Origin of the sequence: Streptomyces sp. NPDC006551, assembly GCF_040611675.1 — a bacterium.
Classification (GTDB): Bacteria; Actinomycetota; Actinomycetes; order Streptomycetales; family Streptomycetaceae; genus Streptomyces.
Genome location: NZ_JBEXOT010000022.1, coordinates 42141 through 64153, shown reverse-complemented (window position 1 = coordinate 64153; position 22013 = coordinate 42141). Strand labels below are relative to the sequence as shown.

At 71.7% G+C, this 22013-nt stretch carries 16 protein-coding genes; 10 read left to right on the top strand and 6 right to left on the bottom strand.

The annotated features are described in order from the left end of the window. The first annotated feature begins 14 nt into the window (after nucleotides 1-14). A complete protein-coding gene (locus ABZY12_RS20525) occupies nucleotides 15-710 on the top strand; it encodes a CBS domain-containing protein (RefSeq protein WP_356892250.1) in 696 nt (231 codons plus the stop codon). Nucleotides 711-1036: 326 nt separating this feature from the next. Here the strand turns inward: ABZY12_RS20525 and ABZY12_RS20520 are convergent, their stop codons facing one another. Beyond that, nucleotides 1037-1336, bottom strand: a complete 300-nt coding sequence (locus tag ABZY12_RS20520) for a DUF1876 domain-containing protein (RefSeq protein WP_356892248.1) — start codon at nucleotides 1334-1336, stop codon at nucleotides 1037-1039. Nucleotides 1337-1738: 402 nt separating this feature from the next. Here ABZY12_RS20520 and ABZY12_RS20515 point away from each other — a divergent pair, with 402 nt between their 5' ends. Next, nucleotides 1739-3412: a hypothetical protein gene (locus tag ABZY12_RS20515; RefSeq protein ID WP_356892246.1), complete on the top strand. Its 1674-nt coding sequence runs from the start codon at nucleotides 1739-1741 to the stop codon at nucleotides 3410-3412. 145 nt (nucleotides 3413-3557) lie between these two features. Continuing rightward, nucleotides 3558-4856, top strand: coding sequence for a Tm-1-like ATP-binding domain-containing protein (locus ABZY12_RS20510; RefSeq protein WP_356892244.1), 1299 nt, complete (start codon nucleotides 3558-3560; stop codon nucleotides 4854-4856). Nucleotides 4857-4928: 72 nt separating this feature from the next. Here ABZY12_RS20510 and ABZY12_RS20505 read toward each other — a convergent pair whose 3' ends face one another. Continuing rightward, a complete protein-coding gene (locus ABZY12_RS20505) occupies nucleotides 4929-7625 on the bottom strand; it encodes an FAD/NAD(P)-binding protein (protein WP_356892242.1) in 2697 nt (898 codons plus the stop codon). A 202-nt stretch (nucleotides 7626-7827) separates the two neighbouring features. On the opposite strand from ABZY12_RS20505, the gene ABZY12_RS20500 reads away from it, so the two are divergent. The 5 genes from ABZY12_RS20500 to ABZY12_RS20480 all read left to right on the top strand — a co-directional run bounded on the left by ABZY12_RS20500 (nucleotide 7828) and on the right by ABZY12_RS20480 (nucleotide 15245). Continuing rightward, nucleotides 7828-8307, top strand: a complete 480-nt coding sequence (locus ABZY12_RS20500) for an Rrf2 family transcriptional regulator (protein ID WP_356892240.1) — start codon at nucleotides 7828-7830, stop codon at nucleotides 8305-8307. A gap of 514 nt (nucleotides 8308-8821) precedes the next feature. After that, nucleotides 8822-9043, top strand: a complete 222-nt coding sequence (locus tag ABZY12_RS20495; RefSeq protein WP_356892238.1) for a type A2 lantipeptide — start codon at nucleotides 8822-8824, stop codon at nucleotides 9041-9043. A 118-nt stretch (nucleotides 9044-9161) separates the two neighbouring features. Beyond that, nucleotides 9162-9971, top strand: a complete 810-nt coding sequence (locus ABZY12_RS20490) for an HlyD family efflux transporter periplasmic adaptor subunit (RefSeq protein ID WP_356892236.1) — start codon at nucleotides 9162-9164, stop codon at nucleotides 9969-9971. Beyond that, entirely contained in the window at nucleotides 9968-12244 is a 2277-nt protein-coding gene (locus ABZY12_RS20485) for an NHLP family bacteriocin export ABC transporter peptidase/permease/ATPase subunit (RefSeq protein WP_356892234.1), read from the top strand. Before ABZY12_RS20490 ends, ABZY12_RS20485 begins: the two co-directional genes overlap by 4 nt. 70 nt (nucleotides 12245-12314) lie before the next feature. Then, nucleotides 12315-15245, top strand: coding sequence for an NHLP bacteriocin export ABC transporter permease/ATPase subunit (locus ABZY12_RS20480; protein WP_356892329.1), 2931 nt, complete (start codon nucleotides 12315-12317; stop codon nucleotides 15243-15245). 23 nt (nucleotides 15246-15268) lie between these two features. Here the strand turns inward: ABZY12_RS20480 and ABZY12_RS20475 are convergent, their stop codons facing one another. The 3 genes from ABZY12_RS20475 to ABZY12_RS20465 all read right to left on the bottom strand — a co-directional run bounded on the left by ABZY12_RS20475 (nucleotide 15269) and on the right by ABZY12_RS20465 (nucleotide 19582). After that, nucleotides 15269-17683, bottom strand: a complete 2415-nt coding sequence (locus tag ABZY12_RS20475; RefSeq protein WP_356892232.1) for a glycosyl hydrolase family 65 protein — start codon at nucleotides 17681-17683, stop codon at nucleotides 15269-15271. 2 nt (nucleotides 17684-17685) lie between these two features. Next, the gene (locus ABZY12_RS20470; protein ID WP_356892231.1) at nucleotides 17686-18480 is read right to left on the bottom strand and encodes an HAD-IA family hydrolase; all 795 of its coding nucleotides are present in this window, start codon (nucleotides 18478-18480) and stop codon (nucleotides 17686-17688) included. A gap of 232 nt (nucleotides 18481-18712) precedes the next feature. Further along, nucleotides 18713-19582 carry an alpha/beta hydrolase gene (locus ABZY12_RS20465; protein ID WP_356892229.1) on the bottom strand — a complete coding sequence of 290 codons (870 nt, stop codon included), beginning with the start codon at nucleotides 19580-19582 and terminating at the stop codon, nucleotides 18713-18715. 224 nt (nucleotides 19583-19806) lie between these two features. On the opposite strand from ABZY12_RS20465, the gene ABZY12_RS20460 reads away from it, so the two are divergent. Further along, nucleotides 19807-20028 (top strand): hypothetical protein, encoded by a 222-nt coding sequence (locus ABZY12_RS20460; protein ID WP_356892227.1) that lies wholly within the window; start codon nucleotides 19807-19809, stop codon nucleotides 20026-20028. A gap of 71 nt (nucleotides 20029-20099) precedes the next feature. On the opposite strand, the gene ABZY12_RS20455 is transcribed toward ABZY12_RS20460, so the two are convergent. Beyond that, complete coding sequence (locus ABZY12_RS20455) at nucleotides 20100-20678, bottom strand: snapalysin family zinc-dependent metalloprotease (protein WP_356892225.1); 579 nt, start codon at nucleotides 20676-20678, stop codon at nucleotides 20100-20102. 340 nt (nucleotides 20679-21018) lie between these two features. Here ABZY12_RS20455 and dhaK point away from each other — a divergent pair, with 340 nt between their 5' ends. Next, nucleotides 21019-22011, top strand: a complete 993-nt coding sequence (gene dhaK / locus ABZY12_RS20450; protein WP_356892223.1) for a dihydroxyacetone kinase subunit DhaK — start codon at nucleotides 21019-21021, stop codon at nucleotides 22009-22011. Nucleotides 22012-22013: the final 2 nt, after the last annotated feature.

Below are 22013 nucleotides of genomic sequence, written 5' to 3'. Positions count from 1 at the left end.
GGACGGGACCGACCATGAGGCACCGCAGTGTGGCCGATCTGATGACGCCGACCGCGGTGGCGGTGCAGCCCGGGACTCCGTTCAAGGAGATCGCGCGCCTGCTCGACGAGTACGGCATCACCGCGGTCCCGGTCGTCGACGAGGCGCACCGTCCGATCGGTGTCGTGTCCGAGGCGGACCTGCTGCGGCGGCACACCGCGAAGGACGGCCCCAGCACCGCCGAGGCCATGATGTCCAGCCCGGTCGTGGTGGCGCGGCCCTCGTGGACGGCGGTCGAGGCGGCCCGGGTCATGGAACGGCACCGGGTCAAGCGGCTGCCCGTGGTGGACTCGGACGGGCAGCTCATCGGGGTCCTCAGCCGCAGCGATCTGCTGCAGCTGTTCCTGAGGCGCGATCGGGCGATCCAGGAGGAGATCGTCGAGGACGTGGTCACCCGCATCCTCCGGCTCTCCCCCGCCGCTCTCCACATCGACGTCGAAGAGGGCAGGGTGACGCTCAGCGGCACCCTGCCGAGCAAGAACCTCGCGCCGGTCTTCGTGCGGCTCTGCGAGGACGTGGACGGGGTCGTGGAGGTCGCCGACCGCCTCACGTACGACGACGAGGCCGAGGCCGGGGCCGGATCAGGGGCCGTGCCCGGGTCCGGGACCGGGGCGAAGGCGGGGGATTACGGTCCGCGACCGGCCGAGGACGCGGCGGCCCCGGAGGTGTGACGGGGGGCCCACCTGCGGCGGCCCCGGAGGCGTGACGACAGGGTCCGCCGGTCACAGCAGCCGCACCATGGCAGCCGGATCACGGCCGAACCCGCCGGCGCGTGGCCGACGGGTCCGGTCGTCGAGCCGGTCCGTGGACGGCCTCGCCTGACGTACGTCTGCGCCGGTCGCCGGGCCGGTCCGTGGACGGCCTCGCCTGACGCGCGCCCGGGCCCGGTCGCCGGGCCGGTCCGTGGACGGCCTCGCCTGACGCGCGCCCGGGCCCGGTCGCCGGGCCGGTCCAGGAAGGCAGGTCCGGCGACGCGTGCCCGGGCGATCCCGTCAGGTCAGGAGACCGCCTCGGGCCAGCCGTATCCGGGGCCGGTGTGCTGGGGGACGGTGCCCGCGCCCGCCGCCTCCATCTCGCGGTTGGCCTCCCGCATCAGCTGTCCGGCCAGATCCTTCATGGCCCGGCTCGCGGCGAGCTCGTCGCCGATCGCCGGTACGTCCACGTCGGCCGGGTTGCACCGTGCGCTGCCGTGGCCCGTGAGATGCGACGTGCCGGTGTCCAGATGCGCCTCGGCCCTGGTCCTGCCGTCCTCCTCGACCAGCTCCAGGCCGACCGTCCACTCAAGGGTCCGTGTCATGGTCTGCCTCCTTGCGACGTCGGGCCGCGCAGGACGGCCCGCGCGCCCCTTCCTCCTCCCAGGATCCATCCACGCGCGCGTGTGCGCGCGATGACATAGAGGAAGCGCCGGCGGGAGGCTCTCGCGGGCGGGCCGGGGGACCGGGGCAACCAGGACCAGGACGAGTCCGCGACGGCGAACCAGCCGGCCACGGTGGTCCATGGCACGGCGCTCCGGTACAGAGGGCGGCCTCCGACACCTGGCGGCCGGCCCCGGCCCGTCCCCGGGCGGGCACGTTTCGCGGTGACCGTCCTCACACACCTGCGATGACCTCTCGTCAGATTGTTAGCGTGAGTGGCCTGTGTGACTGATGAACAGTCAGTTACCCGCTGTACAGCTCGTTCTCCAGCGAAAGGCTTTCACATGAGACTACGGTCGCGCCCCACGCGCCTGGCCGTCGGAGCGGTACTGGCCGGCGCGATGCTCTCGGGGATCGTCCCCTCCGGCGCGGTCGCCTCCCCGCGCACGGCGACGTCGGCGGTCTCGGCCGACGACCCCGTGGAGACGATGCCGGACGACGGCTTCGCCGACGAACCGGACGCCGAGCAGGAGGACGTGGCGGGTACGGGGTCGACCGGCGCGTCCGAGACCGGTACGCAGGCTCCGGCGGAGACGCAGGCGGCAGCGCTCCCCGGCCGAGCCGGGGACTTCCAGCTGGAGGCGGGTCCCTCCCTCACCGGTCTGGTGAACCAGCTGGACGCGGCGCTGCCCGAGCAGGGCCTGACCAAGCTGATGGAGCAGGCGAACCGGGAGGCGGACTGGGACGCCGCCTGCGGCACCGCCGGTATCTACGGCCCCGACCTCACCCCCCACCGGCGTGTCTGCTGGGAGACCGACGACGCGACCTCCTCCGAGTGGATCCCCCAGGCCATCACCGGCGTCTCCGACGCCGTGGAGAACGAGGACTGGGGCACCTCCCCCGCCGACCCCATCGCCGTGGGCTCCTACGACGCGCTGAACCCGGGCCGTAGCGACATGGCCTCGGACCGCGACAACTGCCTCCAGGAGACCGCGTCCGACGCCTGCAACGAGAAGGGCGTCCGGGTCAGCTTCTTCAACCAGGCCACCGAGAAGTACCGCCACGTCCTGCTGGTGTGGCCGTACATGAACTCGAACGACCGCATCTCCTTCGACGCGCTCCACGCGCGCGAGGGGACGTGCACCACCACCGTGACGACGAGCTGCGCGGCGCAGGAGGGCATCCACGCCGGCGGGATGGTCTGGTACGGCAACTACCTCTACGTCGCCGACACCGCCAACGGCATGCGGGTCTTCGACCTCCGCAGGATCATGGACCTCAACCCCGACGACAACGCGGCCGTCAACGACCCGACGCCGGACGGTCTGGTCAGCGACGTCCTGGACAAGAAGCGGATCGGCCGGCAGAACAACGTCTGGTACGGCTACGGCTACCGGTACGTCATGCCCCAGGTGGCCACGCTGCGCTTCACCGCGCCGAAGCCCACCGGGGACACGTCGGAGCACCAGTGCCACGCCACCGCCCGCCCGAAGGCGTCGTACATCTCCCTCGACCGCACCGGCACCGACCACCTGATCCTCGGCGAGTACTGCAACACCAACAAGGGCGGCACCAGCCCCGGTCGCGTCGGCACGTACCCGATGACGGCGCTGACCGCCGCGGTCGAGGGCGCGGCCGGTACGGTCGCGAGCGCGGATCTCGCGTACGGTCTGCCGGCGGGCCCGACGTTCGGCGACGAGGCGTTGTGGCACAAGATCCAGGGCGTCACGCGCTACCAGGGCAAGTGGTACTTCCACCGCAGCAACGGTTACGACAACGGCCGTCTGCTCCAGGCGACCCCGGGCACGGTCGACGGTACGAGTCAGCTCGTCCCGAACCCGAAGGTGCTGCGGTCCTCCTTCGGGCCGGAGGACCTGTACGTGGCACACGGGCGCGGCGACGGACTCGCCCCGCAGTTGTGGTCCCTGAGCGAGCACGCTCCCAGCGAGTGCGGCGCGTGCAAGCGGGAGCTGTACAGCTACGACATGGGCGCGGTCATCGGAGGCTTCGGCTCCTAGGTCGCGTCCCGTCGGGAACGCGAACGCCGTACGAGGGGGCGGGACCCGCTCGTACGGCGTTCGCGTGCGCCTCGGGAGGGCGCGGTCCTGGCGGTTCTCGGCCCCGCTCTTGTGTTCGCGCCACGTTCCCCGGAGAGTACGGTGAATGGCGGTCGTTGTGCTGGTGGGAACCCTGGACACCAAAGGGCTGGAGTACGGCTGGCTGCGCGAGCGGCTGCTGGAGCAGGGCGTCGAGGTCGTGGTGGTGGACGCCGGAGTGATCGGCGCCCCGCGGAGCCACGCGGACGTCCCGCGCGCCGATGTGGCCCGGGCGGCGGGAGCGGATCTGGAGCGGTTGCGCGCCGACGGCGACCGGGGCGCGGCCGTGACGACGATGGCTCGGGGCGCCGCCGAGATCGTGCTGCGGCTGTACGCGGAGGGCCGGCTGCACGGAGTGCTGGCCATCGGCGGCAGCGGCGGTACGTCTCTCGCGACTCGGGCGATGCGAGGGCTGCCGCTCGGGGTGCCGAAGGTGATGGTCTCCTCGATGGCGTCGGGCGACGTCTCCCCGTACATCGGTTCCGCCGACATCACGATGATGTACAGCGTGGTCGACATCGCCGGGGTCAACCGCCTGTCGGCTCCGATCCTGGCGAACGCCGTCGACGCGGTCGCCGCCATGGCGCGTGGTTTCGCCGCCACCTCCGGGGCCCGGGCGGTGCGGCCTGCCGACCTCGGCCGCCGCGGCTCGAACGGCGGCGACGGCGGGGCTTTCGGGGATGGCGACGCTGCCCGGCCGCTGATAGCGGCGAGCATGGCGGGGGTGACCACCCCCGGCGTCGACGCCGCCCGTGGGTGGCTGACCGAGCGCGGCTATGAGGTGCTGGTCTTCCACGCCAGCGGCACGGGTGGGCGCACCCTCGAATCGCTCGCCGATCAGCGTCTGTTCGCGGGTGTTCTGGATCTGACGCTCTGCGAGCTGGCCGACGATCTCTGCGGAGGCATCCTGACGGCGGGCCCGGACCGGCTTCTCGCCGCCGGGCGCCGCGGTGTTCCCCAGGTGGTGAGTCCCGGCGCGCTGGACATGGTGAAGTTCGGCCCTCTCGACACCGTCCCCGCGCGCGTGCGTGACCGCGACGTACGCGTGCACAACCCGTCCATCAGTGTCGTCCGTACGACGTCGCGGGAGTGCGCCGAACTCGGCAGGCGCGTCGCGGCGAAACTGCGGGAGGCCACGGGGCCCACCGCGGTGTGCCTTCCGCTGCGCGGGCTGTCGACGCTGGGTGCGCCGGGCCAGCCGTACCACGATCCGGTCACGGACGGAGTCCTCTTCGACGCGCTGAAGGACGGCCTGCGGGGCAGCTCGGTCGACGTGGTCGAGATCGACGCCCACATCAACGAGCCGTCGTTCGCCCACGCCGCGGCGGATCTGCTGCACCGGATGGTCGCCGCGTCGACCGCCTGACCGGGCAGCCGGGTGGTCGAGCGACGGCCGTCCGGCAGCCCCCTGTCGACCGGCCCCCTCGGGCCGGCCCGCTCACCCCCGCAGGTCGGCCAGGCGCCGGCGGTCCAACGGGGAGGACCGGCGGTCCAGGCGTTCCTCGAGGAGATGGCGGGCGGCGTCGCTGTGACCCGCCTCCATCAGGGCGTACAGCAGGGTCTCCTCGACGACCTCGCGCTGCGCGGCGCTGCCGCCCACGCGGCGCAGGGAGGGCAGCAGCGCGCGCAGCCCCCGCACCGCCGTCGTCCACCGCTCCTCCAGTACGGCCTCGAGCGCCCGGCACAGCGGCTCGACGACCTCGCGCTGTACGGGGTCGGCCTGGGCCGCGTGGGTGCGCAGGCGCCGGAGCGCGGGCAGGTCTCCGGCCGCGGTGAGGGCGACGGCGCTGTGCAGCGCCGTGAACGCCGTCGCCGGGCGTTCGACCAGGTCGACGGCGACCGCGTCGAGTACGCCGTCGACGGGCATGTGGCCCGTCCAGTTCCGGGTCATCCGGGCCCGCCACAGGAGCGATCCGGAGTCGACGAGGGCTCGTACGCCGTTCACCCGGCACGGGGCGAGCTGCGCGAACCAGCGGCGGCGCACCGCGGCGGAGTCGTCGAGGGCGAGTTCGTGGAGAGCCACGTGCCAGGAGAAGTGCGCCCGGTGGACGGCGCCGCGTCCCTGGCCGCCGATCCAGTCGTCGAGCCAGTCACGGCCGGTCCGGTGCTCGCCGGACTCGTAGTGGACGTGGGCGAGGGCGTGCACCGCGTGGCCGGAGGCGGGTTCGGCGGCCAGCGCCACGCGGGCGAGGGCGCCCGCCTCCTCGACGTGTCCCTCCTCCTGGCGGAGGAAGGCGAGGAGCGAGGTGTGGAACCAGTGGCCGTCGTAGGCGGGCGCGGTGTGCGCCACCAGCCGCTGCGCCAGGGTGCCGTCGAGGTCGCCGACGCCGGAGAAGGCGATGGTGGGGACGGCGGCACTGAGCGCGAGGGCGTCGCCGGGAAAGCGGTCGAGGTGGTCGACGAGCGCTGTGTCGCCGTCGGACGCTCCCCGGCCCCGGTCCGACGTCGCGGTCCCGCCACTCTGGTGCGACCGGATCCTGCGGGTGACGACGTCGACGAAGGAGCGTTCCCGCTCGTCGCCGCGTTCTCGTACGGCACGCTGGGCGTCGGCGAGGCGCCGGGCAGCGTCGACCTCCGCGCCGCACTCGTGTCCGAGCAGGGCGAGGGCGGCGTGACCGAGGGCGAAGCCGGGGTCGAGTTCGGTGGCGCGTACGAACGCGTCGGGGGCCTTGGCCCGTACGGTGATCACCCGGGCGAGTCCGGTGCGGAAGGACGCGGCCGCGGCGGCATGGGTGGAGAGCGGTAACCCGAACTGGTCGGTGGGGCGGCGGCGTGCCGCCCGCGGGGCGGGAGCGAGCGGGGCGAGGAGTACCTCGGCGAGGTCCCTGGCCTGTGTCCGGATCTCCGGGATCGCGGTGGTCTCCCACAGCTCACCGCGGCGGGGCGCGCCCAGAGTGAACAGGGCCCGCCTGGTGTGCCCTTGCGCGTCGAGGAGGCGGCCGTCGTCGGTCGCGACGCCGATGCCCAGCGGTCCGGGCACCGCGAGCCCGGCGGCGAGCAGTCCGCCCCACAGCGGGTCGGCCGCCGTGTCGAGCCGCAGTCCGGGGCCGGTGCAGTCCACCACCCACGCCACGGTCAGCACCCGGCCGTCGGCCAGGGACACGGCGAGCCGGCCGTCGTCGCACGGCTCGGCGGACGCGATACGGCCGGTGTGGACGCGGAGTCGGCGGGCGGCGCGGGCGCGGTCGACGGTCTCGGCGGTGGTGGGCGCCATCCGGTGCCGGTGGACGTTCCACCGGGTGGCGTCGCGGCCGAGGAACTCGGCCCGATCGTCGTCGCCGAGGGCCTGCCAGAGAGTGGCGATGTGCGGGCGCAGCCCGTCGAGGGCGGGCCGCCAGTCGCCGTGGTCGCGGAGTGTGGTGGCCAGATGGCGGCGTAGGACCGCGCGGATCCGGTGGAGCGGAAGGTCGGTGAGCCCCGGGGGCGGCGGTACGGGCGGCAGCGGGGAGACGGCGTGCGGCCGGGGCAGCAGCCCGCCGCGCGACACGGCGTGCACGGTGCGGCCGGGGCGGTCGAGGACGAGCGCGAGGTCGACGGCGGTCAGGCCGGTGCCGACCAGGAGGACGTCGTCGGCCTCCCCCACCGCGTCGAGCGCGCCCGGTGCCCAGGGGCGTCCGATGAAGCGGTCGGAGCCGCGCAGCTCCGCCGGCGCCCAGCCGGCCGTGCCGGCCGCGGGTCCCGTCGCCAGGACCACGCTGTCGGCCGTCACCGTACCGCCGTCGGAGAGGCGGAGTTCGAGGCGCCCTTCGGCCGTGTCCGCGCAGTGTGTCGCCCTCGCCCGCAGACGGCGCACGGCGACCGTGCCGTGCGCCGTGATGACCGCGCGTCCGAGGGTGTCGGCAAGGTACGAGCCGTAGCGGTAGCGGGAGGCGAAGTCGCCGGCCGTGACGGTCGGTTCGCCGTGGCGGCAGAGCCAGCGCTGGAAGTGGCCGGGGTCGTCCGGGTAGCAACTCATCCCGCCGACAGGGACGTTGAGCCGGTGCTCGGGGACCTCGGTGGCATAGGCCGTGCCGCGGCCCGCCTCCGGCGCCGGATCGATCAGGACCAGGTCGAGCGGGATGCGCCGTCGTGCCGCCGTCTCGCACAGCTGGACGGCGACGAGCGCCCCGGCCGCACCTGCTCCGACGACTGCCACGGTTGATCGCGGTTGAGCGGACACCACGGATACCTCCGGCTCCAAGGCGGGCCTCGCACGGGGCGGTTCACGGCGGTCGGGTGTCCACCGTGAAGTTCACTATGTCGATGAACAATGTGCAGTGACAAGCCCGCCCGGCGTTCCGCCCGGCGCCGGCGGCCGTGCCGGATCGATTTCGCGCCAGACGTGAGACATTGAGTCGGTGAGGATCTCAGCAAGAACGGACTACGCGGTCCGCGCCATGGCGGAGCTGGCCTGCTCGACGGAGCACCCTCTGAAGGCGGAGGACATCGCCGGCCGCCAGGACATCCCCGTCCGCTTTCTCTTCGTCGTCCTCAGCGAGTTGCGTCAGGCACGGCTGGTACGGAGCGTGCGCGGGCCCGAGGGCGGCTACGCGCTGGCCAGGCCGCCGGCGGAGATCACCCTCGCGGACGTGATCCGCGCGATGGACGGCCCCCTGGTCAGCGTGCGCGACCTGAAACTGACGGGTCTCGAGTACCAGGGCGCGGCGGCGCCCATGCCGGATGTGTGGCGCGCGGTCCGCGCCAGCCTCCGCCATGTCCTGGAAGGGACGACCCTGGCGGACCTCGCGTCGGGGACCCTGCCGGAGCTGGTGCGGGAGCGGGCCCGTGAGTACAACGACGACGTACGGACATATCCGTCGCACCCGCATCCTCTCTGAAAGAAGGCAGCGTTTCGCCCCGGGGCCGCACAACGACGGTGTGCGGCCCTTTCTCTCTCTTCGGACAGAGAGATTCTTTCGCCGATTCCCCGGAACTTCGGAACTCCGGGGAGAAAAGCGACGTCCTGCGATGGTCGCCTGATCTGCACACCGAATGCGCAGGGAACACACGCTCTCCCGATCACCCTCCAAGGGGACGAGGGGGCGCGAGCCTGCCCTCGGCCCGTCTGTGGGGGAATGTCTCATTACCGGTCATGAGGACCGCGGCAGCAGGGAGGGCCGAGTCGGGTGATCTTGTGAAGAAGGTGGCACCAACTCATGGACGGATATGCACGTCACGGCAATTCGAGCCCGATACATGCACGTTGAAGCCGTAGTTCGATTGGCTGGCCGTCAGGTCGACGTGCTTTGATCCAGCACACCGCGGAAGTTCCCCCTCCGGATCGGCGCCACCGGTCCGGCATGTGCGTTCGCGGTTGTTCGATACGTCCCCATGTGAAGGGAAACTCACATCATGAACTTCGTCCCCACCCAGGAGATCTCCGACGCCGACCTGGACAACGTGTCCGGTGGCCTCGGTGGCGGCGTGGTCGCCCACTCCACCGTCGCTGTCAACGGCATCTTCCCGGAGGCCGCTCCCCTGGCCGCCACCGCCGTCGGCACCCTGGAGGGCGTCACCGGCCTGAACACCGCGCCGCTCGCGGGCATCGCCACCGCGACGATCGCCGGCGTCTGATCTTCCAGACGTCCGAACCCGCCGTATGCCCCGGATCCGCTCAGGATCCGGGGCATACGCCGCGTCGCTCCCCCGGAGCGAACAGAACCGTGCAGCAACGCAGTCGAGGAAGAGTGTCGTGCAGTTCCGCCAACAGGCCCTTTCCAAACTGCAGTCCTCCGAGGACATCGATCTGCCGGTGCGCTTCGCCCGTCCCCAGGGCTGGCTCGTTCTGTCCGTGACGGTCGTCGTCATGATCGCCGCGACCGTCTGGGCGGTGACCGGCACCGTCTCGACCACCCTCGAAGCTCCCGGGATCCTCACTCACGCACAGGGCAGCTACGTCCTGCAGAGCCCCGTCGCCGGACAGGTGACCGACGTACTCGCCGAGGAGGGCGCGCGGCTTCCCGCCGACGCCCCCCTGCTGAAGCTCCGTACCGCGCAAGGCACCGGCGCCGTCGTCCGCACCCTCGCCGCGGGCCGATTGACGGCCCTGGTCACCGGAATCGGCTCCGTGGTCACCGTCGGCGCCGACGTGGCGGCGGTCGAACGCGTCACCCGCCCCGACGATCCGCTGATGGCCGTCGTGTACGTACCGGCCGACGGCGCGTCGACCGTCCCCGTCGGCGCGACGGTGGACCTGAACGTCCAGTCGGTGGCGGCCCGCCAGTACGGCGTGCTGCGCGGCCGGGTGAAGTCCGTCGGCCGCACCGCCCAGTCCGCCCAGCAGATCGGGGCCTTCCTCGGCAGTGCCCAGCTCGGCGAACAACTCGCCCGCCAGGGACGCCCCGTACCCGTCCTGGTACGGCTCGAACGCGCCGACGACACCGCGTCCGGCTACGCCTGGTCGTCCGCCGGAGGCCCCCCGTTCCGGCTCGAGTCGATGACGCCGGCCGGCGCCACCGTCCGTCTGGCCGCACAGCACCCGATCGATTGGCTGCTCCCATGACGACTCAGCAGCAGCTGCCCCCGGCGGGCCGCCGCCGGCACCGTCCGGAGGCCGCGCCCGGCGGTCGGCGGGCCCAGCGTGGAAGATCCGCGCAGAAGGCGAAGCGACAGAAGGCGACGAAGCAGAAGGCCGTGCGCACGCCCACGGTCCTCCAGATGGAGGCCGTCGAGTGCGGCGCCGCCGCCCTGGCCATGGTCCTCGCCCACTACGGCCGGCACGTGCCGCTGGAGGAACTGCGCATCGCGTGCGGGGTGTCCCGTGACGGTTCCCGGGCCAGCAACGTCCTCAAGGCGGCGCGATCGTACGGCCTCCAGGCCAAGGGCATGCAGATGGAACCGGCCGCGCTCGCCGGGGTGCGGCCGCCGGCCATCCTCTTCTGGGAGTTCAACCACTACGTCGTGTACGACGGCATGGGGCGGGGCCTGCGACGGGGTGGCGTGCACATCAACGACCCCGACAAGGGCCGCCGCTTCGTGACGACCGAGGACTTCGACACCAGCTTCACGGGTGTCGCCCTGGTCTTCGAACCCACCGCCTCCTTCCGGCCGGGCGGCCGCAAGCCCGGCATCCTGCGCGCCCTGCCCGCCAGGCTGCGCGGCACCACGGGCACCCTGCTGGCCACCCTGCTCGCGAGCCTCCTGCTGGTCGCCGTCGGCGCGGCGGCACCGGCGCTGAGCCGTACGTACATCGATCGCTTCCTGATCGGTGAGCAGACGTCCCTCCTCGGCCCGCTGTTCGCTTCGATGGCCGCGCTGGTGGCGCTCACCGCCGTACTGACCGGCGTGCAGCAGGCGAACCTGCTGCGCGGACGGATCATCTCGTCCACGCTGAGCAGCGCCCGGTTCCTGCGGCACCTGATGCGGCTGCCCGTCACCTTCTTCGCCCAGCGCAGCCCGGCCGATCTCGTGCAGCGCCTGCAGTCCAACGACGCCGTCGCCGAAACACTGGCCAGGGATCTCGCCGCCGCGGGGGTGGACGGGATCGTGGTGATCCTCTACGCCGTCCTGCTCTGGACGTACGATCCCCAACTCACCGTCATCGGCGTCCTGATCGCGCTGCTCAACGTGGTCGCGATGCGGATCGTGATCCGACTGCGAGCCAACGACACGCAGAAGCTGCGCGCGGACAACGCCCGGCTCACCACGACGTCGTACACGGGTCTTCAGCTCATCGAGACGATGAAGGCCACCGGCGGCGAGAACGGCTTCTTCCGCCGGTGGGCGGGGCAGCACGCCACCACCCTGGAGGTGCAGCAGCGCCTCGGTGTGCCGAGCGCCGTCCTCGGCGTCGTCGCGCCGACCCTCGCGACGCTCAACAGCGCGCTGATCCTCTGGATCGGCGGACTTCGGGCGGTGGAGGGCCACATCTCGATCGGCCTGCTCGTCGCGTTCCAGGCGCTGGTGACGCGCTTCACCGCGCCGATCACCCGGCTCAACGGGGTGGCGGGAAGGATCCAGGACTTCGCCGCGGACGTGGCCCGGCTGAAGGACGTCGAGAACTTCCCGGTCGACTCGGTGTACTGGGGCCGCGACACCGAGGAGAGCACGCGCAGGCTCAGGGGCCACGTGGCGTTGGAGAACATCACGTTCGGATACAGCCCGCTCGACAAGCCGCTGCTCAGCGACTTCTCGCTGACAGTCGGCCCGGGGCAGCAGATCGCGCTCGTCGGCGGCTCCGGCAGCGGCAAGTCCACCGTCTCCCGGCTGATCTCCGGCCTCTACAGCCCGTGGGAAGGGACGATCCGCATCGACGGCCGACGGCTGGAGGACATTCCTCGTGGCGCGCTCGCGGCCTCCGTGTCCTTCGTCGACCAGGACGTCTTCCTCTTCGAAGGCACGGTCCGGGACAACGTGGCGCTGTGGGACCCGTCGATACCGGACGAGGCGGTGGTCGCCGCTCTCAAGGACGCCGCGCTGTACGACGTGATCGCACGGCGGCCGGAAGGCATCCACGGCCGGGTCGAGCAGGACGGCCGGAACTTCTCCGGCGGGCAGCGGCAGCGTCTGGAGATCGCCAGGGCGCTGGTGCGGCAGCCGAGCATCCTGGTCCTCGACGAGGTCACCAGCGCCCTGGACGCGGAGACGGAACGCGTCATCATCGACAATCTGCGGCGGCGCGGCTGCGCGTGCGTCGTCATCGCCCACCGGCTGAGCACGGTCCGGGACAGCGACGAGATCCTGGTCCTCGACCACGGCTCGGTCGTCGAACGCGGCCGGCACGACGAGTTGGTCGCCGCCGGGGGGCCGTACGCCGCGCTGGTCAAGGAGCACTGACGTGTCATCCGTTCATCAGCAGCCCGCGGACCCGTCCGGATACGCCGCCGCCGGACAGGGCGGTACGGACGTGGTGATCCACGCGCTGGGCGGCCTCGGCACGCCCGTCGACTGCGCCGGCCTGCGCACCCTTCCGCTGGAGGGGCCGCAGGTGTTGTGGCTGGTCGTGGCCGGAGCCCTGGACCTGTTCGCGTTCGACCCCGTCCAGCAGGGTCAGTGGCACTTCCTCGGCCGTCTGGAGGCCGGGAGCCTGCTGCTCGGCCCGGTCGAGGGGCCGCAGCACACACTGCTGGGCAGGCCGTCACAGGACTGCCTGATGCGCCGGATCGCGCTGCGCGAGCTGTACCGGCCGGAGAACGACGGGGCGTACGGGGCGCACGGGGTGTACGGAGCGGAGTACGGCGCGTACGGGGAATACGGCTCGCACGGCGCGTACGGAGGTTACGGCCAGGACGAGGCGTACGCGTACGGAGGTCACGGCGCGTCGTACGGCGTCCCGCCGACACCGCCGACGCCGTTGGAGCACGCCTTCGCCCTCGGAACGGGCCGCGCCCTGAGCGTGCTGTTCGAGGCTCCGCTGAACGGCCGCCCCGCCACCGACGAGACCATGGCCGACGACGACATCCTGTGGATGTCGGTCGAACCGGGCAGTGTCCAGTACGGCGCCTCCTTCAGCGCGGAGGCTGCGGCCGATCTGCTGATCGACGGCGCTATGTGGCAGCGCATGGTGAACCAGCAGCAACGGTTGCTGTTCGCCGTGGACCGGTGGATCGAGGGCCTCGAACGCGCCCATGAGGACCGGGCCGCGGAGGGCATCAAGGCGGGCGCTGCCGTCCGCGCCCGCGCGAACGAGGCACTGCTGGCCTCCATCGGCAGGCCGGACCGGGGCCGGCGCGGTGGCGTGCGGGTGGACGGCTCGGCCGCCGGTGCGGCCGCCGGCGACGACGAAGCGGAGTACGCCGTCTGCCGCCTCGTCGCCGACGCGGCCGGAATCGACCTCGCCGAGCCCCCGCGAGGCGGCGCCGCGAACGAGCGCGTCACACCGGTCGAACGCATCGCGTCGAGCTCGCGTGTCCGTATCCGCGCCGTCCGGCTCGCCGGAGACTGGTGGCGGACGGACAGCGGACCCCTGGTGGGGCATCGCGCCAAGTCGGGGGCGCCGGTCGCGCTGCTGTGGCGGCGTGGGCGGTACGAGGCGGTCAACGCGTCCACCGGGCGGCGACAGCGCATCGGCCGGGAGAACGCCGACGAGTTCGAGCCACGGGCCGTCATGTTCTACCGACCGCTTCCGGACCGGCCGATGACACCGTGGCGGCTGCTCCGCTTCAGCATGCGCGGCACCCGGATGGACCTGCGGAACCTGCTCCTCGCCGGTCTGGTGACGGTGGGCCTGGGCGCTCTCGTGCCGATCGCCACCGGCCGGGTGCTCGGCGTCTACGTACCGAAGGGCGAGAGCGGCCTCATCGTCCAGGTCTCGCTCGCCGTCATGATCACCAGTGTGGTCACCGCGGCGTTCATGCTGTTGCAGAACCTGACCATCCTCAGGATGGAAGGCCGTATCGAGGCCACCCTGCAGCCCGCCGTCTGGGACAGGCTGCTGCGGCTGCCGACGGCGTTCTTCGCCGAGCGCTCCACCGGGGAGCTGGCGAGCGCGGCGATGGGGATCAGTGCCATCCGCAGGGTGCTGTCCGGGGTCGGTCCGGTGGTCGTGCAGGCCTGCACGGTCGGTGCGATGAACGTCGTCCTGCTGTTCTGCTACAGCGTGTCGCTCGCTCTGGTGGCACTCGCGATGCTGGCCGTCGCCGCGGCGGTGTTCCTCGGGATGGGCTTGTGGCAGCTGCGGTGGCAGCGGCAACTGGTCGAGCTCGGCAACAAGCTGAACAACCAGGCGTACCAGACCCTGCGCGGACTGCCGAAGCTGCGGGTCGCCGCGGCGGAGAGCTTCGCGTACGCGGCGTGGGCGCGCGAGTTCGCCCGTTCGCGGGAGCTGCAGCAGCGGGCGGGCCGGATCAGGAACCTGACCACGGTCCTCGACGCGGTCTGTCTTCCGCTCTGCTCGCTGACGATGTTCATGCTGCTGGCGGGCCCGGCCCGGGGCAGCATGTCGGCCGGAGCGTTCCTGACCTTCAGCACCGCCCTGACCATGCTGCTGACCTCCGTCACCCAGGTCACCGGTGCGCTGGTCTCGGCCGCCGCCGTGATGCCGATGTTCGAGCAGGTCAAGCCGCTCCTCGACGAGGCTCCGGAGGTCCGCGGCGCGGGGGCGCAGCCCGGTGCGCTGTCCGGCGGGATCGAGGCCCGTGGTCTCTCCTTCCGTTACTCGGACGACGGCCCGCTGGTGCTCGACGACGTGTCCCTGGAGGTACGTCCGGGCGAGTTCGTGGCGATCGTCGGCCCCAGCGGCTGCGGGAAGTCGACGCTCCTCCGGCTGCTCATCGGCTTCGACCGGCCGACGTCCGGCAGTGTGCTGTACGACGGGCAGGACCTGGCCGCTCTCGACCAGGCGGCCGTCCGCCGGCAGTGCGGGGTGGTGCTGCAGAACGCGCAACCGCTGACCGGATCGATCCTGGAGTGCATCTGCGGCGCCGAGAGCTTCTCCGAGGAGGAGGTGTGGGAGGCGGCCGCGATGGCGGGTCTCGCCGAGGACATCAAGCGGATGCCGATGGGTCTGCACACTCTGATCTCCGGCGGAGGCGCGATCTCGGGCGGTCAGCGCCAGCGGTTGATGATCGCCCAGGCCCTGGTCCGCCGCCCGCGCATCCTGTTCTTCGACGAGGCCACGAGCGCGCTGGACAACGAGACCCAGCGCATCGTGATCGAGAGCACGCGGAGCCTCGAGTCCAGCCGCCTCGTGATCGCCCACCGGCTGTCCACGGTCATGGACGCCGACCGCGTGATCGTGATGTCGGACGGCCGCGTCGTCGAACAGGGCACACCGGCCGCGCTCCTCGCCGATCCGGGAGGCTTCCTTCACGACCTGGTGCGACGGCAGCTCACGTGACGCCGTCCGCGTACGAGCTTCGCTCACGGTGCCGTGAGCCGCAGCTCGACCGCTTCGCCCGGTTCCACCGACACGACGCGGTCGCGCATCCGGACCTCGATCGGTGACATGTCCGACGGCGGCACGCTGAGCCGCATCCGGCCCGGCCGCACCCGCAGCCCCACCCCCCAGTGCCCCCGGTAGCGGATGGAGAATCCGTACTCGGTGAAGCTCGGTGAGGGCACCGGGTCCAGCCACAGGGCGTCGGCCCGGGTCTCCAGTCCGGTCAGGCCGCGCTGGACCAGGTCGATCGTGCCGGCCATCGCACCGAGGTGGATGCCCTCTTCCGTGGTGCCGCCCTGGAGGTCGGCGACATCGCCCTCGATCGCCTCCTGGACGTACGTCCACGCCTCCCCCCGGCGTACACGGGCCAGCACCCAGCCGTGCACGAGGCCGCTGAGGGTCGACCCGTGGCTGGTGCGGTGGAGGTAGTAGTCGACGGTGCGGCTCCACGTCGCGTCGTCCAGGTCGTAGCCGAGCCGCCGGAAGATGCCGGCCAGTTCGGACGGGGAGAAGAGGTAGCCGAGCATCAGCACATCGGCCTGCTTCGACGCCTGGTAGCGGTTGACGGTGTCTCCCTCCGCCTCCAGGATCCGGTCGAGCCGCCTGATGTTGCCGTACCGGGACCGATAGGCGTCCCAGTCGAGCTCCGCCAGCCGGCCGAAGCCGTCGAACTGGCTGATCACCCCTTCGTGGAACGGAACGCGCAGTTTGCGCGACACGTCCTCCCACAAGGCGGTTTCCCGGTCGTCGAGTCCGATCCGCTCGCACAGCTCCACACGGCGTGGTTCGGGCAGTTCGTCCAGCAGGTGAAGGGCCCGGCCGAGGACCCAGGCCGCGCTGACGTTGGTGTAGGCGTTGTCGTCGAGGCCCGGCGTGAGACGGTCGGGGTAGGAGTCGTGGTACTCGTCCGGCCCCATGACGCCCAGGATGCGATAGCGGTCGGTCTCGGCGTCGTACGTGGCCGAGTCGGCCCAGAAGCGGGCGATCTGCGTCAGCATCTCGGCGCCCTTGGTGTGCAGGAACTCGTCGTCGCCGCTGGCTTCGTAGTACCGCCAGACGTTGTACGCGATCGCCGATCCGACGTGGTGCTGGAGATGCGAATAGTCGGGAAGCCAACGGCCCGAATGAGGATTGAGGTGCACCTGCTGTGTCTCCTCACGGCCGTCGCTGCCGCTCTGCCACGGGTAGAGGGCACCCCTTCTGCCCAGGTCACGAGCGGCGTTGCGCGCTCGTGCCAGTCGCCGGTGGCGGTAGAGCAACAGCGCACGGGACACTTCCGGCAGGTGCAGATTGAGGTACGGCAGGACGAACAGTTCGTCCCAGAAGACGTGCCCCCGATAGGCCTCACCGTGCAGCCCTCTGGCCGGGACGCCGACGTCCAGCTCGGCCGTGTGGGGTGACAGGGTCTGGAGGACGTGGAAGAGATGCAGGCGCAGGACACGGCCGACGTCCCCGGGCACATCCAGGTCCGCTCTGCGCCAGAGCTGGCGCCAGGCCGCTCGGTGCGAGTCGAGCAGGTTGGTGAAGGCCGGAGCGCGCTCGACGGTGTCGATCGCCGCGTGGAGCGGGTCGCTGATGGCGGGATCGCGCGAGGTGTACAGGGCGACCACCTTGTCGACCGCGCGGGGGCCGCCCGACGGGGTCAGACTCAGCCGGAGCGTCTGCACGGCCCGTAGCGGCTCGTGGGCGGTACGGGCCTCGGCCATGGCCTGGTCGGCCGTGGTGCGGGCGGCGAGACCGATCCGGACGTCCGACGTACTGGTCCTGCAGCGAAGCCAGACCGTGTCGGCGCCGCCGTCACCGGCGTTGACGTGAACCAGGTGGCTGCCGTTGAGCTGCTGATAACGGGCCACTCCGCTGTTGGTCACCGAACCGTCGAGCGCGGCTTCCACCTCGATGTCACCGGACCAGCCTCCCTCCGCGGTGAACTCGGTTCGCAGGGCGGCCAGGTGCGGGTCCCCCATGTGGACGAGGCGCAGCTGACGGACGGCGAGCACTCCGCCGTCGACCTCGTACTTCACCGTGCGCTCCAGAACACCGGTGCGCAGATCGAGACGCTGCCGATGTTCACGCAGCGCGTCGCTGTCGGGCGAGAACCACGACGTGTCGCCCTGCGGGCTGTGGATGCGGAAGCGCAGGGGGAGCCAGTTGGGCAGGTTGACCAGGTCCTCGTTCTCGACCTGACGGCCGGCGATGTCCGAGGTGAGCCGGTTGTAGCAGCCGGCGGCGTACGTACCGGGGTAGTGCACCGCGTCGGCCACACACTCGGGTGCGGCGCCCCGGGTCGCCATATAGCCGTTGCCGAGGGTGCACAGGGCCTCTCGCAATCGCTCCTGGCCCGGATCGTAGCCCTCGTACTCCCAGCTGTGGTTGGTCTCCGGGATGTGCTCGGCCATCGTCAGCCCTCGGTGGAGTCGGTGAGCAGTTCGGACAGGTCGGCGACGGCCACGTCCGCACCGCGTTCCCGCAGCGCGGCCCGGTAGGTGGTGTCGGCCGTACGGTCCACGCCGACCACGAGGCCGAAGCCGCCGCGCCTGCCGGCCTCCACCCCCGCCAGGGAGTCCTCGATCACCGCCGTACGTCCGGGAGGGACGTCGAGCCGGCGGGCGGCCTCGAGGAACAGGTCGGGGGCGGGCTTGCCCGGCAAACCGAGCCGGGTCGCCTCGGTTCCGTCGACCACCGCGGTGAAGTACGGCAGGGTTCCGGACCGGTCGAGCAGCTCTCCGGCGTGCCGGGACGCCGACGCGGCCGCCATCACCACACCTCGCTCGCGCAACTGCCGCAACAGACGCAGCGTCCCTGGGTAGGCGTCGACGCCCCGCGCTCTCAGCCGCTCCGTGAAGAGCCGTTCCTTGTGAGCGGCCACGGCGCCCACGGTGTCGGTGCCCGGGGGGTCGTCGAGGGTGCCGAGGGGCAGGGCGACCTGCCGTGAGGCGAGGAAGGACGCGGCCCCGTCCATGCGGGCTTTGCCGTCGACGTACCGCAGATAGTCGTCCTGGCCGAACGGTCGACGCGCCTGGGGATCGGTCGGAGGGTGGGCCCGCAGACAGGCGTCGAAAGCCTCTTGCCACGCGGCGGCGTGGAGGCGTGCCGAGTCGGTGATCACCCCGTCGGTGTCGAGGACGACGGCCGCCGCCCGTGCCAGACGATCGGCGGGTGCACCGCCCGGCCCCGGGGAGCCTCCGACACTCATGGACGGCCGCCCCGCCGCCAGGGCCCTGCCGTACAGGAGTCCGTGCTCATCTCGCGCCTCCCCGTCACCGCCGCCGCGCCTCCACGACGGACGCCGTCCCATAGTGGCAAGTCCTCAGGGGCTTCGGCGGAAGGCACCACGTGGGAAGGGGGTGAGCACTTCACTCAGGCGCCGTGACCGGGGCGCCAGGGCCTCCGGGTCTCTCGCCTCGCCTCGCCTCGATGCACGGTGTTCATTCGGGCTTGTCGGCGAAGAAGCCGGCCAGCGAGGAGGCAAGCGCTTCGGGAGCCTGCTCGGCGACGTGGTGTCCGGCGTCGATGCCGTGACCGCGTACGTCCGGTGCCCACTGCCGCCAGATGGCGAGGGGATCGCCGTACAGGTCTTCGAGGTCGTCCCGGAGCGACCACAAGATCAGCGCGGGGCACTGGATCCGTACTCCGGCGGCACGGTCGTCCTCTTCGTGCCGCCTGTCGATGGTGAGGCCGGCCCGGTAGTCCTCCAGCATGGCTCGCACCACGTCGGGATTCCTGGTGGCCTCTCGCCACTCGTCGTAGTTCTCCTGTCCCATGCTCTGCGGATCGCCGCGATACCAGCTGTCCGGATCGGCGTTGATGACCCGCTCGGGGATGTCCGGCTGAGCGAAGAAGAACCAGTGCCACCACTGCGTGGCGAACTCGGCCGTGATGCGGGACAAGTGCTCGGTCACGGGAAGACAGTCGATCAGGGCCACGCGTGACACAGCGTCCGGGTGGTCGAGCGCGAGACGCGACGCGACGCTTCCTCCGCGGTCGTGCCCGGCGAGCGCGAACCGCGTGTGGCCCAGCGACCTCATCACCTCGACCACGTCGGCGGCGACGGCCCGCTTGGAGTACCCGGCGTGGTCCGCCGTGGGTGCCGGCCCGCGGGAGCGGCCGTACCCTCGCAGGTCAGGGCAGACGACGGTGAAGCCGCGGTCGGCGAGGAGCGGGGCGACACGGTGCCAGGTCGCGGACGTCCGGGGATGACCGTGCAGCAGCACGACCGGCGGACCCTCTCCGCCGTGACGGACGAAGATCGACGCGTTGTCGACCTCGACCCGCCTGGCCGCGAAGCGCTCGAACAAGGCTCACCCCTTCCGCCGGCGTGGGCACACGGCCCCTCCTGCCCCGGGAGCGCCGTTGCACTCCCGGGGCATCGCGGCATACGAGAGGGGCGGCTCTCGGGTGGTGGGGGCGGTGACGGCCGAACACGGGCCGGCCCGGGGGAACCTACGGCTGTCGTGGGTCGTCACACAGAACGAGGACGATCAGCGCCGGCGCGTGCACCACTCACAGAAGAGAGCCGCCCATGGAGTCCAGAGAAGCCGCCACCTTCGAGACCAGCCTCCCCGACGGCCGTCGCATGACCCTGTCCCTGCCCCCTCTCGATGCCGCCTGGGCCGCCGGAGGCGTCGACGGACTGCGCCCGGTCCCGGCCCTGCACGAAGGGCGGGGCGAGGAGCCGCACGACCTGCCTCCCGTTCCGGACCTGCGTGCGCTGAACCTCGCCGTCCTCGGCTTGGGCGCCTGAGTCCGATCGGCTACGTCGGCGGGGCGCCCGATCGTGAGACTCGATCGGGCGCCCCGCCTCCGGGTCCTCGGTTACGGGGCGTCCACGAGAATCCGGCCGTCGGCGGGGACGATCGAGGCGGCGCCGTTGGCGTAGGCGGACTCCACCCGGGCCTGCTCGGTCGCGTTCGGGACCGCGTTCCTGCAAGCCGTACCGGCGCTCGAACCCGACATCAGCTGCGAGCACGGCCCGGGCTTGGTGTCGGGGAGACCCAGGCTGTGGCCGAGTTCGTGGGCGGCGATGCGGGTCTTGTCGTAACCCTGGGCCACCGCCTGGCTCCCGAGCTCGACGCGGACCTGGCCGCCCGGACGGACGGGGCCGAGGGTGGCCCGGGGCCAGCCGGTGGTGGCCACGATCACGATTTCGGCGCGGGTGCCCGGCGCGGCCTCGACCAGTCTGACATTGTCGACGTTCGCGTTCCATGAGGCGACTCCGGCCGCGATCGCGGACTCCCAACCGCCGGCCCGGCTGTCGTCGTAACGAAGTGTCACCACCGCCGACGCGCTCACCGCCGACGGCTCCGACGCGGGCGTGGCGTTCGCCCCCGTCGCCGTTGCCAGGACGACCGTCGCGGCTAAGGTGCCCGCCTTCAGCCATGTACAGAGCGGCATTGCTGCTCCTTCACTCGTGGGGGACTCGGAACCCGGCGGGACCGAGAGTGCGGGAAGAGCGGCGCTGGTACCTGGTCGACCGGGGTGGTCGGATGGCCGATCCTCCGGTGCCTTCCGACGTTATGCCCCCGCACCCCTATACATCATGCACCTGTCAACCCTCTCCTTCGTCAAGCCACTTGGGGATCGAAGGAGTTCGAGCAGTCGGCAACGTGACCTTCGCTGCCGCAAGGTCGATACTGCCGACACACGGACCGCCACGACCGACAAGCGCCGACCCCGAACCTGACCTGGTGACACAGGTCGGGCGCCTACCTGTCAGCCCTACCAGGAGGTACCGATGAGAATGCTGATCAACGTCCCGGAGACCGTCGTCGCCGACGCGCTGCGCGGGATGGCCGCCGCGCATCCCGAGCTCACGGTGGATGTCGAGAACCGTGTCGTGCTGCGGCGGGACGCGCCCGTCGCCGGGAAGGTGGCGCTGGTGTCCGGGGGCGGGTCCGGGCATGAGCCGTTGCACGGGGGGTTCGTGGGGCCGGGGATGCTCGCGGCGGCGTGTCCCGGGGAGGTGTTCACCTCGCCCGTGCCCGATCAGATGGTGCGGGCAGCCGCCGCGGTGGACAGTGGGGCCGGGGTGCTGTTCGTCGTCAAGAACTACACCGGGGACGTGCTCAATTTCGAGATGGCGGCCGAGCTCGCCGAGGACGAGGGCGTCCAGATCGCCAAGGTCCTGGTCGACGACGACGTGGCCGTGACGGACAGCCTCTACACCGCCGGGCGGCGCGGGACGGGGGCCACGCTGTTCGTGGAGAAGATCGCGGGGGCCGCCGCCGAGGAGGGCGCGCCACTTGAGCGAGTGGAGGCGATCGCTCGGCGGGTGAACGAGCGGTCGCGGTCCTTCGGGGTCGCGCTGAGCGCCTGCAGCACGCCCGCCAAGGGCAGCCCGACCTTCGATCTCCCGGAGGGCGAGCTGGAGTTGGGGATCGGGATCCACGGTGAGCCGGGACGCGAGCGGCGCCGGATGATGACCTCGCGGGAGATCGCGGACTTCGCCGTCGATGCCGTACTGGACGACCTGCGGCCGTCCGGCCCGGTCCTGGCGCTGGTGAACGGCATGGGCGCCACCCCGCTGCTCGAACTGTACGGGTTCAACGCCGAGGTGCAGCGCGTGCTGAACGAGCGCGGGATCCCGGTCGCCCGCACCCTGGTCGGGAACTACGTGACCTCCCTCGACATGGCCGGCTGCTCGGTCACGCTCTGCGAGGCCGACGAGGAGCTGCTACGTCTGTGGGACGCGCCCGTGCAGACGCCCGCCCTCCGCTGGGGCCGGTGAGA

What these genes read in the sequence shown, in the direction of transcription:
- ABZY12_RS20525 (WP_356892250.1), top strand. Translation starts at nt 15, where the DNA reads ATGAGGCACCGCAGTGTGGCCGATCTGATGACGCCGACCGCGGTGGCG.
- ABZY12_RS20520 (WP_356892248.1), bottom strand. Translation starts at nt 1,336, where the DNA reads ATGACACGGACCCTTGAGTGGACGGTCGGCCTGGAGCTGGTCGAGGAG.
- ABZY12_RS20515 (WP_356892246.1), top strand. Translation starts at nt 1,739, where the DNA reads ATGAGACTACGGTCGCGCCCCACGCGCCTGGCCGTCGGAGCGGTACTG.
- ABZY12_RS20510 (WP_356892244.1), top strand. Translation starts at nt 3,558, where the DNA reads ATGGCGGTCGTTGTGCTGGTGGGAACCCTGGACACCAAAGGGCTGGAG.
- ABZY12_RS20495 (WP_356892238.1), top strand. Translation starts at nt 8,822, where the DNA reads ATGAACTTCGTCCCCACCCAGGAGATCTCCGACGCCGACCTGGACAAC.
- ABZY12_RS20485 (WP_356892234.1), top strand. Translation starts at nt 9,968, where the DNA reads ATGACGACTCAGCAGCAGCTGCCCCCGGCGGGCCGCCGCCGGCACCGT.
- ABZY12_RS20475 (WP_356892232.1), bottom strand. Translation starts at nt 17,683, where the DNA reads ATGGCCGAGCACATCCCGGAGACCAACCACAGCTGGGAGTACGAGGGC.
- ABZY12_RS20470 (WP_356892231.1), bottom strand. Translation starts at nt 18,480, where the DNA reads ATGAGTGTCGGAGGCTCCCCGGGGCCGGGCGGTGCACCCGCCGATCGT.
- ABZY12_RS20460 (WP_356892227.1), top strand. Translation starts at nt 19,807, where the DNA reads ATGGAGTCCAGAGAAGCCGCCACCTTCGAGACCAGCCTCCCCGACGGC.
- ABZY12_RS20455 (WP_356892225.1), bottom strand. Translation starts at nt 20,678, where the DNA reads ATGCCGCTCTGTACATGGCTGAAGGCGGGCACCTTAGCCGCGACGGTC.
- dhaK (WP_356892223.1), top strand. Translation starts at nt 21,019, where the DNA reads ATGAGAATGCTGATCAACGTCCCGGAGACCGTCGTCGCCGACGCGCTG.